General features: G+C 27.0%; 6 protein-coding genes. All 6 read left to right on the forward strand.

From position 1 onward, the window contains the following. Nucleotides 1–1,620, forward strand: a 1,620-nt coding sequence (locus ACMUOV_RS01925; protein ID WP_413853256.1) for a TIGR03936 family radical SAM-associated protein, incomplete at its 5' end; no start/stop codon positions are given. Further along, the gene (locus ACMUOV_RS01930) at nucleotides 1,610–2,791 is read left to right on the forward strand and encodes a tetratricopeptide repeat protein (RefSeq protein ID WP_413853258.1); all 1,182 of its coding nucleotides are present in this window, start codon (nucleotides 1,610–1,612) and stop codon (nucleotides 2,789–2,791) included. The genes ACMUOV_RS01925 and ACMUOV_RS01930, both read left to right, overlap by 11 nt. Continuing rightward, on the forward strand, nucleotides 2,784–4,217 hold the full coding sequence (locus ACMUOV_RS01935; protein ID WP_413853260.1) for an Rne/Rng family ribonuclease: 1,434 nt from the start codon (nucleotides 2,784–2,786) through the stop codon (nucleotides 4,215–4,217). The genes ACMUOV_RS01930 and ACMUOV_RS01935 overlap by 8 nt, the downstream gene beginning before the upstream one ends. After that, complete coding sequence (locus ACMUOV_RS01940) at nucleotides 4,214–5,422, forward strand: hypothetical protein (RefSeq protein ID WP_413853262.1); 1,209 nt, start codon at nucleotides 4,214–4,216, stop codon at nucleotides 5,420–5,422. The genes ACMUOV_RS01935 and ACMUOV_RS01940 overlap by 4 nt, the downstream gene beginning before the upstream one ends. Before the next feature lie 63 nt (nucleotides 5,423–5,485). Next, the gene (locus tag ACMUOV_RS01945; protein ID WP_413853264.1) at nucleotides 5,486–6,025 is read left to right on the forward strand and encodes a hypothetical protein; all 540 of its coding nucleotides are present in this window, start codon (nucleotides 5,486–5,488) and stop codon (nucleotides 6,023–6,025) included. A gap of 36 nt (nucleotides 6,026–6,061) precedes the next feature. Then, nucleotides 6,062–12,020, forward strand: a 5,959-nt coding sequence (locus ACMUOV_RS01950; RefSeq protein WP_413853266.1) for a PEP-utilizing enzyme, incomplete at its 3' end; no start/stop codon positions are given.

Here is a 12,020-nt window from a genome sequence, read left to right on the forward strand (position 1 = left end):
CCGTGGCGTGCAAGAAGTACAGAAAATATTTTAAATTTATTGGATAAAGGAATTGCCGCAACAGGGTATGAAGAAGTTTCTTTTTCTTCTTTATCATGTACGGATTATAAAAATTTAGAGGAACTTCTTTTAAAAACAAACGAAAAATATTCAAGTAAAAATATAACCGTTTCTTTACCTTCCATGAGATGCAATCAATTTTCTTTAAAAGTTGCCGAATATATTAACAGGGATAAAAAACCGACAATAACTTTTGCTCCGGAAGCGGGTTCAAACAGACTTAGGAATGTAATAGGTAAATATTTATCGGAAACGGATATTATAAATACGTTGACATCTGCAAACGCTATGGGATGGAAAACAATAAAATTATATTTTATGATAGGACTTCCAACGGAAACCGAAGAGGATATATCTGCAATAAGTGAATTAATTTATAAAATTAAAAAAATAACAAAAGGTTTAAATTTTAACATAACAATTTCACCGTTTGTTCCTAAAGCACAAACTGCTTTTCAGTGGCAAGCAATGTTTTCTGCGGAATATTTTGCCGATGTTATAAGCCGTTTGAAAAAAAATGTTCCTGCAACGATTAAAGCACATGATTATAAAGAAAGTATTATTGAGGCGGTTTTGGCAAGAGGTGACAGAAAATTATCAAAAGCAATATATATTGCATGGCAAAAAGGACTGAGATTTGACCAATGGACCGACAGATTTAACTATGATAAATGGATACAATCCGTTGCGGAAGCCGGACTTGATTTGAATTTTTACGTATACAGACAACGAAGTAAAAATGAAATATTACCTTGGCAGCATATAAATCTCGGTTTAACGAATGAACAATTATACAATGATTATCTTAAAGGTATTTCCGAGAATGATTCCTCCGACTATACGAATTATAAAAGGGATATCAATTTACCTAAAAATTATGCTTTGACAAATAATTTACCTACGCAATCATCTGTTAGGGTTTTATTAAAATTTTCAAGGAAGGGACTTGTTAAGTATTTATCTCAACTTGAACAGATAGATTTTTTAAGACGAACATTAAAAAGGACTTCTCTTCCGGTTACATATACTGCAGGTTTTAGTCCTTTAATAAAAACATCGTTCGGACCGGCTGTTTCGGTAGGGCATGAAAGTGATTGTGAATATGTAGACCTATATATGACACAAAAAGTTTCTGAAGAAAATATAATGTCGGAAATTTCAAAAGTTTTGCCCGAAGGTTATAAAATTTTGCAGGCAAAGTATTTACCCTTAAAATTTCCTGCAATTAATTCTTTGGTTAATGTTGTTGAATATAGCATAGAAGGTGTTAATATAACACGGGAACAAATAAATTCTTTTTTAAAACAAAAAGAGATTCTTATAAAAAAAGTAAAGAAACAAAAAGAAACTATTGTTGATGTAAAAGATCAAATTTTGGAAATATCAAAAATTTCTGAAAATAAAATAAAAATTTTACTTGAAATAAAACAACAAAATAATGTTAAATTAAATAGTATTTTGTCGGTATTATTGAATTTAAATGAAAATGATGTGAAAATTTTGTATATTAAAAGAGAGAATATGTTTATAAAAAAGGGAAGTTTTTTTTATGAAATTTAAAAAAGTGCTGATATTATTTTTTATTGTATTTTTTTATACTGTGTCCTATTGTCAGGAAAAATCGGTAGTTTATATTATGGATAATTCTTATTTGGGAGATAATACAAAAGAATATTTTTACAAGTTGGGGAAAAAACTTGAGAATGATAATGTTATTTCTTTGATACCCATATCAAAAAACGACATTAATACATCCGAAGCATTGGACATTCTTAAAAATATAAAAAAGAAAAATGCAACAATAATTTTAAATGTCGGTGAAGCCAATTATTATAATTTATACGGTTTTTCGGTATTTGGAAAATATAAACATAAAAACAGAAAAAACAAAGTAGTATCGGTAAGAGATATAAATATTGAAATTGCAAAACAATATTCCGTTTTAAATAAAAATACTTTTACGGATTTAATCAATATTGTAGGAAGGCAACTTTTTATTGATGATAGTAACAGGTTTAAACCTTTGGTAATTCCTAAATTTTATTTGTTAAACAGTTCTTCCGCTCAAAATATAAATGTTGCTTCTTCCGTAACATCTTATACTTATGCTTGGAATTTAATTTATGAAGGTAAATTTGATGAAGCACATAAATTTTTAGTAAGGATTATAAACAAACAACCTAATCAAAGTATGTTTCATTATGCTTTAGGAGCTTTGCATCTTTTAAAAGATGATGAAAAATATTATGAAAATGCCCTTAGGGCTTTTGAAGACGGGATATTGGCAGATCCTTTTAATAAAGATAATTTGTGTTACAAAGGATTGGTTGTAATGTTTATGATGTATGAAGGTGAAATTATAAAAGATATATTGTTTTTTTCCGGATTACTGGATAAATATATGCCGAACATTTCAAAGGATATATCGGCAATTCTTTCAATAGGTAATTGCGAATATGATAAAAAAATTGAAATTATAAACAAATGGATTTTGACCGATATTGATTTAATAAAACAACTTTGTGACTCAAAAAATATAAATTTGGTTTTAACAAGTTATCCCGTTTCGGTGAGAAGTGAAAATGTTATGAAACAGTACAGCAAAGAACATAAAACCGTATCATTTATTGATGATAAGGTGAAATCCGATGAGGATATTTCCGAGTGGATAAACAATTCCGTATCAAGAATATATTTGATGTTAAAACAAAAAGGATTTATTAATGAATAAAGAAATAGTGGTGAATATGACACCCGAAGAAACAAGAGTTGCAGTTTTGGAAAACAATCGGTTGTCCGATTTGTTTTTAGAAAGAAGAGAAACAAAAAAAATTTTAAATAATATATATAGAGGAAAAGTTCAGAATATTGTCGTGGGATTATCTTCGGCATTTGTTGATATCGGTTTCGGTAAAAGCGCGTATTTGGCAATGAATGATATTGTTGCTCCAAAAAATGAAAAAAATATCGAAAATATGCTTAAAGTCGATCAGGAAATAATGGTTCAGGTATATAAAGAACCTATAAGTACAAAAGGTCCGAAGGTAACAATGGATATATCTCTTCCCGGAAGACTTTTGGTATATATGCCTTTTAGCAATAATATAGGGATATCAAAACAAATAGAAGATAGAGAAGAATATACAAGATTAAAAAATATAATAAAAGAAATAAAAAAAGAAATTGCCGGTGGTATTATAGTCCGAACCGAGGCCGAAGGTGCAACGGAATCCGAAATAGAAAATGAAATAAAATATTTAGTTCGTTTATGGGGGTCTATTTTAAACAGATTTAATACCGTTCAGTTTGGAACTCCGGTTCACAAAGATTTGGGAGTAGTATTTCAGGTAGTTAGAGATTATTTTAATGAAAATGTCGAATTAATGTATATAGATAATGAAAAGGAATTAAATGATGTTAAGGATTTTGTTCGCACGGTTTCTCCCGAGCTTGAAGAAAAAATAGTTTTATATGAAGGTAAACAACCTATATTTAAGGCCTACAAAATAGAAGAAGAAATTAAAAATTTAAGAGCCAATAAAGCAAGACTTCCGTCCGGCGGCTATTTGATAATACAGGAAGCGGAATCTTTATGCGCCATAGATGTTAATACCGGTAAATTTACGGGTAACAATAATACACAGGAAGAAGTTGTTACAATAACAAATATGGAAGCAGCCCGTGAAGTTGCAAGACAATTAAGATTAAGAAATATCGGCGGAATTATCGTTATAGATTTTATAGATATGAAGAAAGAAAAAAACAGAAAGAAAGTTTTGGAAGAATTAAAAAAATCGACAAAAGGTGACAAAGCAAAAATAAAAATATGGCCTATTACAAAACTCGGCCTTATAGAAATGACAAGAGAAAGGAAAAAAGAATCGTTATTTGCATTGTTGGGTGAGACATGCCCTACATGTAAAGGTTTGGGACTTGTTTTGTCAAAAGAAACAATTTTTATTTCAGTATGTAAGGAAATAGAACAAATGAAAATTGAAAAATATAACGGTAAAATAAAAATAAAATTACATCCTTCAGTCGCCGAATATTTTAACGAAAGAAAAAAACATTTGAATGAAATATTTAAAAAATCGATAGAAATAATTTCAACCGATTCGGTTGATATACAGGATTATAATATCGTGTTGGAACAATGAAAAATTTTTCTTTGGATTTGAATAAAAAATATGTTTTTATAGTAGGTGCCGGAGCAAGTAAAGATGATAAGCTGCCGGTTCAAGATGAAATATTAAAAAATATTTTAAAAAGAAAATTTGCATTAAAAGATAAACTATCCTCAACAGAATATAAAAAAGTTTCGCAAGAAATAAACGAATTGTTGAAAACTCTTTTTAACGGGAAAATTGCCAAAAGCAATATTTCACTTGAGTCTATTTTTAATGTTTTGGAAACATCCGTTCGAAGAGGAGAAAATATAGGTAAAATTAAAGTTGATAAAATAAAAAAATATTATGATTTTTTACTTGAAGGAATAATGTTTGCAACATTGACGGATGCAAAATTACGGGAACATAATATTTTAAATTTACAAAGTCAAAGTCCTTATACTATTTTAGGCAGAAAAATTTTTGATACATATAAAAACAGACAAAATATAAATTGTTCTTTTATAACATTTAATTACGATATATGTCTTGATAGAGTTTTACTGTCAATGTATGATAAAAATGAACAGAAAAGTATAGATGTGGATTTTGGTATTGAACTCGGTAATTATCGGCTTAAACAATGGTTTCACAGACCGCGAAAAAGGAAAATATATCTGTTAAGACCGCACGGCAGTATTAATTGGCTTCTGTGTGCTACTTGCGGTAAAGTTTTCTCAAGGGTATCTCAGCAGGGGAAGCCGTTGGAATTAGTAAACGGAGGTAAATGTTACTGTTGCGGTATGACAACTTTAGAACCTTATATAATACATCCGAGTAATAACAGGATTTATGAAAATAAATACATAATGCAGGTTTGGGATAAAGTTGAACAGTTACTGTTTGAAGCCGATCATTGGTGTTTTATAGGATATTCACTACCGGAAGCAGACAGGTATTTTACATATTTACTTACAAAAATATACAATTTCAGAAAAATAAAAAGCATAAAAAATAATAAAAAACCTAAAATATCCGTAGTTAATACAAATCGTTCAATTCAAAAATATGAACATATAACGGACGAGCTTGTTTCCCGTATAAAAAATCCGTTGCAACAGGATGAAATGAGAAAATATTTTTCCTCAATATATACCGAAAGAGATGTTTTTAAAAGATTTGAGATTTATTTTGATGATATAAACAAATATGAGTGTTCTTTTAAAAATTTTTCCGTAGATTATTTTAATATATAGTTTTTTACTAAAAAAAAATTGATTATGATTGCTTTTTTTTGGTAAAATGTAAGCAGAGGTTTTATGTTTATTAATAATATATTTTATTATTATAAAAGTATAGTTAATAAATTGTTTTGTTGCATTATTATGTTTTTTATAATGCTTCAATCTTTTTTTGTGCCGGTAAATATTAATGCCGATAAAATTATAACAGACGAGTTATCTGCTCAAAATGATATTTTTTCCGCAGTTTTTGTTGTTGAAAAAGCAATAAATGATTTTGCTTGTTCTGTTGCAGGTAACATATTTCAAAAAAATTCAAAAGAAGAAAGTAAAACACAAAAACCCGTAACTCCTGCAACCGATAATGAACCGTCAATATTATCCGTTGTTCAATTTAGCAAAACAATTAATAATCAATTAAATTTTTCTTTATCGGCAACAGGTTTTTTTGCCGGTAATTTTTATTTTCATGAGTATGATGTAGGTTTTATTGACAATATAAAAAGTTTTACCATATATTTTTTGGAAATGCTGTTGAAATATTCGTTTGGCAGTAAATATGGAGATTCTGTTGTTATTAACAATAATTACAGGTGTTTTTTTGTAAATCCCGCTTAATTTTTTATGCGGGGTTTTTCTTTTTTGAAAAATATTATGAAAAAGATTATAAAATTACTCTATCAAAAAACTATAGCTGTTATTGTAGCATTAAGTTTTCTTGTTACAATACTTATGCCTGCAAATTCATTTGCTTTTTCAAATGCAAATTTTGTAGTTTCATCGTTTCTTCCTTCATCTTTAGGTAAAGTTACATCATCTAAATTTTATGACAGCCGGGAACTTATAATAAATATACAGGATTTACATTGTCATCCTCAAACGCAAAGAAATATTGCTTCAATATTGGAATATTTAAGCAGTAAATACAATATAGATAGAATTTATCTTGAAGGTGCTTATAAAAATATAAATACAAAAATGCTTTCCGATTTTAAAAATGAACAATTTGGCAGTAAAATATTGGAAAGTTTGGTTGATAACGGTCAATTAAGCGGAACCGAATATTACTCGGCAATTAGCGGTAAAAATGAAATAATAGCACCGATGGAAGAAGAAAGTTTATATAAAGAAAATATAAAATTGTTCGGTGAAATTATAAATAAAAGACCTGACGTGGAACAAATATGTTCAAAACTTGAAAAAGACATAAATTCAATAAAAAAAGATTATTTTGAATACAATAGAGAATTAAGAAAATTTGAAAGAATAATAACAAAATTCAAAAATAAAAAATTAACACCTGCAGGTTACTATGGCTTGTTGGAAAATACGGCATTAAAAAACAATATAGATTTAAAGAATTATCCGAATATAGCAGCATATATAAATTTACTTAAAATAAACAATCATATAAATAAAAATAAATTACCGTCCGAAATTAAACAATTTGTGGCATCGTTAAAAGCGGAAATAAGTTACGGCGAATATGTAAATTTATTAAACGAAAGTAATAACTTAAAAGATATAACAAATATCAGTCAAAAACTGTTGGCATTTGATGAAATTTACAAAATAACGGAAAAACTTAAACTTAAAAATGTTAATAATTTTTTACAATACATAGAATTTAATAAAAATATAAACCCGATAGAATTTATTGATGAAGAAGAAAATTTAATTGATACCGTTTTTTCAAAATTGGCAAAAAATAAATATGAACACGAAGTTTTGTTTTTATCTTATTTTCTGCCTAAAATAAAGGATTATTTTTTAGCTGATATTACTGCAAAGAACTATTATAACTTTGATAGTTTATTTACCAAATTTAAAAAAATATTATTATCTTATTCTTCGGATGAAATAGTTTCGGAGTTGGATAAATATCAAAATTTATTAAGTTTATATCATAAAAATAATATAAAAAGGGATTCCGTTTTTGCACAAAAATTAATAGAAGAAAAAAATAAAAATAATGCGGATGTTCAAAATACATCGGATGCTTTAAGATATATAGAAAAAAATTTACAAAATAAAAAAATAAAATTGGTTGTTACCGGCGGTTTTCACACGACAGGTTTGGAAAATACATTAGAAAATAACAAAATTTCTTATGTAATTATTACACCTAAAATAACTTCGGATATAGATAAAGCAAAAGAAATTTATACCGATACAATAAAATATAATGCCAATATTTTAACAAACACAATAAATGTTGAAGCTTTGTGTCAAAGTATGGAAATTGCAATTCCTACAATATTAAATGATATATTTTATATCATAAAAAATGATAATACTTTTAAAAATTTTAAAGAAAAAGATATTTTAAATTTTTTAAACAGTAAAGTTCCCGATAATGTTAAAATATTAAAATTGGATTATTACTCAATAGAAGATGAACAAATAAAATATGCGGTAACATATATTGAAAACGGTAAAGAAAAAACAATAGAAAATGTTTATTCTTCGATAAAAAATAAAGATGAAAAAACAGGTAGAAGAAATAATTTTTCAGAAGCCGTTATTTTTAAAGATTTGTTTAAATCATTTGGAAAAAAGATAGAGTTAATATATAAAACAATATTGGCACCTATAGCAGAAAATTTTGTGTTGTTCTATATTCCTTTTATAGCATCTTCATTTTCAACCGTTTCTCCTGATTTGACAGCCGTTCCTTTTGCCGTAACTGCAATATTCGGTATTTTTGTCTTTCCGTTAGCACATTTAATAGCAGATTATTTTCAAAAAGATAGCTATAAGGAAAATGAAAACAGGACTTTTAAAAAACTTATGGTTCCCGGTGTTTTGTTTTCAGGTACATTTATAGTTTTTTCATTGGCTTTTCCGGGATGTTCTTTTGTTGCATTTGTTGCTTCATCTGTTGCACATTCAATTTATAATATTCTTATTTTAAAGGGAACAATAAATAATTTGCCTTTAGCATTGCTTAGTCATATATTAAGTAACAAAAAAGTAACAAAAGAGGATGTTGACAATATTATTGAAACGGATACTTTTCCTTACAAAATATTGAAGGAAAAACTTCAAAAAACATCCGATGCTGAAGTTATAAAATATATAATAGAAAAACTTTATGAAAAAAATTTTATTAATAATAAAGAAATTCCTGCCGATTTAAAAAATAGTTTTTCAAAATATGATGATGTTAAAATGTATTTTTACACCATTTATAATTATGATATTTCAAACGGAACCGATATTGAACAACTTGATAAAGGACCGTTAGAAACAACAATAAAAAATTTAAGAAAAATTAATTTTGACAATTTTTACATAAATGAGTTTGAAACTTTAAAAGATAATTTAAATGCCGATACTTTGCCTATTATAAAATTTTTGCTAAAAGATATTATTGATAAAACTGCCAATTTAGCAGAAAAAAAACAGTATGAGAAAACTAAAGAGTTGTTGGAAGCGGTAAAACCTGTGTATAAACAAGTTGTAGGATATTATGGGACAAGTGATGACTATACTATTGAAACAATAAGAAATATTGCAATAAATAATATTAAAAATGGTGAACTTGTTGATACCGCTTTTAATTTTATATTTGAAGTTTATGAATTTGATAAACAAAAAATAACATATTTTAAAAACGGTTTACATCGCCCCGTAATAAAATTATTGATTGAAATTTTAGATAATTTAGATGAACAAAATATCAATCAGCAAGACTATTTAGAAAAATTAAAAGATACTGAAAGTATAAAAAATATATTTAAATATTATGTTTTTGAACAAGAAAAAGAGAACAAAGAAGTTGACGAATTGTTGTTTAAAGGTATTGTTAAAAATTGTCATGAATTTACGCCTGAAGAAATAACAAGTTTTTGCCAAAAAATGCCGATTAATATATTAAATATTTTTATAGAGACGATGTATGACTTTGTTGATAATGAAAAAAACAATTTTGAAAAAAGACAAACGGTTGCAAAATATATCGGTAAAGCAGTTTCAAATTTAGCTTATATAGATGAAATGGAAACGGAATATATTGACATAGATAAATTAAATCAATTATATGATAATGCCGTTCTTGAAGAAGAATTGTATTTGGATAATTTATACGATTTTAGAGACAGAGGAAATGTAAACCCGTATTTTTCGTTTACTCCTCTTTTAAGACATATATACAAAGAAAATAAAGAAGATATAAATAAATGTATCATAAAAAGAAAATTAATATATACGGAATTTACCGGAAAAACAAACAGTAATGATAGTGATGTTCAGGAAATTTTAAAACAGTTGGAAGATGAAAATACTTTACGATTATATAATGATAAAGCTTTAGAAAATTTGAGTTCGCTTTCGGATTTTATAAGACAAGGTAAAACAAATGAAGAAATAGAAGAAAAATTTAATGATATTTGTGAAAATATTGAAAGAATGATAGAAAGTTTTGAAATGATTGATCCGGAAGGTGAATATTCACAGGATGTAATAAATTTAAGAAAATCTTTGGAAAAAATCAGAAGAGATTTTGATGTCGAATATATATATCATCATTTTAAAGCGGGCAATTGGGAAGATAATGCTTTATCCGAAATAACATCATTGAATTCGTTAATAAATGCCGTTCATCAAACAAGTGCTAAAAAATTTATAGCAAATATCAATTTGAATTTTAAAGACAATGCAAATATTCAAAAAATTTCTACACAATACGGTAATGTGAAAATTGAAGGATATAATTTATCCGATAAAAACATAAATAAAGAAATATTGGATTTGTTTACCGTTTTACTGCAAGGTAATGATACAAGTATAAATAATTTAATTATACGTAATGATGAACTTTTTTGGACATGCAGGCTAAGAGTTCATAGCATAAGTATTCATTTTGATTTTAAAAATAAGCAGATAAATTTAAGTTTTACCGAAAGTTCCAATAATGTTGGAAATAAAGCAAGAATTAATTATTTTAAAAAAATTTTAGAAGAAGAACTCGGCTTTCCAAAAAATAAAGATAAAAATAAAAAGTTTGGTAACTCCGCATCGGATGTTTTAACATTAAGGAAAAATATAGATAAAAGTACGGGAATAAACGATAATACGGACTTTGTTGATTTGGTACAAAAAATAATATTTTTGTTTAGACATTCCGATGAATTGGATGTGTTACTTGGCAACTATTACGGTTTTTCCAGAATCTCTTACAGAAATAATCCTAACAGGGAAAAAGTTGAAGAAGAATTACAGGAAAAATTGGAAAATAAAATTAACGGTTTTATTAAGGTTTTTTCAAACGGCTTTATGTGGTTTAACTACAGAAGCAAATCTCATGAATATTTCAAAGCGGAGGCACCGGTAAATTTATTTTTAAGCAACGATGAAAGAGTAAGGTTTGATGTATTAAATTCGGAAATAGAAAAACTTAATGAAGAACTTAAATATTATAATTTGAAACAATTGCCGTTGATACCGAATGAAATACTTAAAGAAGGTTTAATAACTCAGAAAATAATAGACGAATATATAAATAATCCTTTAGAAAAAGCTTTTGCCGAAAGAAGAATAGTCTTTGATAAAAATACAAACAGGTTTATGCCTAATTCAAAGTTTAATTTTAGTGACGGAATTATAAACCATATTAAAACAAATGAAAACGATTCGGTAAAACAAGCAGAATTTTTGAATTTTATTGATAATAATAAATTTAATTTTAACACCGTTGCCAATATAGGCGGTTTGGTGTTAAAAAGCGGTTATATAAAATTATCAGGAGATAAGTTTTTATCGGTTAAAGTTTTAGCCGAGCCAAACGGGAAGAATTTTAAATATGCTTATACCGAACTTGTAACATTAACCGAAACCGTAAATTTAAAATATGATACTCTTAATAAAGTTTTAAAAGATAACAGGTATAATGTTCCAACAAAAATTGAAGATATATCAGAATTTGAAAAACAAAGCAGAAAGAAATTGTTTGATAAAGAAATTGTTTATTTTGATACTCCTTCAATTATTGCCGACGGTGTTTCTGCAGGTAACGGAAAATATGTTTACGGAAAAATAACATTAAATAAAACAAATACAGATAAAAATAAAATATTGGCAACTTCATATACAACTCCTGAAGATACGGATGTAATATTAAATTCAAAAGCGGTAATAACCACCACGGGAAGTAAAATTTCACATTCAAGTATTGTTACTAACGAAGCAGGTATTCCTGCGGTAAATATTTCGGATGGAATATGGGACGAAGACAATCTTTATATTGAGGATGTTTTAGGTCAAAAATTTGTTTTGAAGGAAGGTTCAAAAGTCCTTTTAAACGGAGAAACGGGACATATATTAATTCTTGATGATATTGATGAAAGTTTGTTGGATACTTTACTGTATTATGTTAATGTCAAAGATATAAACGGATTAGTAACATTCCTTAATAAAAACAGTAATAATAAAGATTTGAATAAATTGATAGAGTGTGCATTTTTTCAGTTACAAAACGATGAAGTAACGGAAATATTAAACAGTGACATTGGTAATGATATAAAAAATAAATTTAAAAATCTTATAAATATAAAATTAAAGGAAACGGAACAACAAATAGAGCAAACAATCGTAAATATAAAAAATACCGATA

The sequence above is a fragment of the Candidatus Ruminimicrobium bovinum genome (assembly GCF_902760015.1).
GTDB classification, from domain to species: Bacteria; Elusimicrobiota; Endomicrobiia; order Endomicrobiales; family Endomicrobiaceae; genus Ruminimicrobium; species Ruminimicrobium bovinum.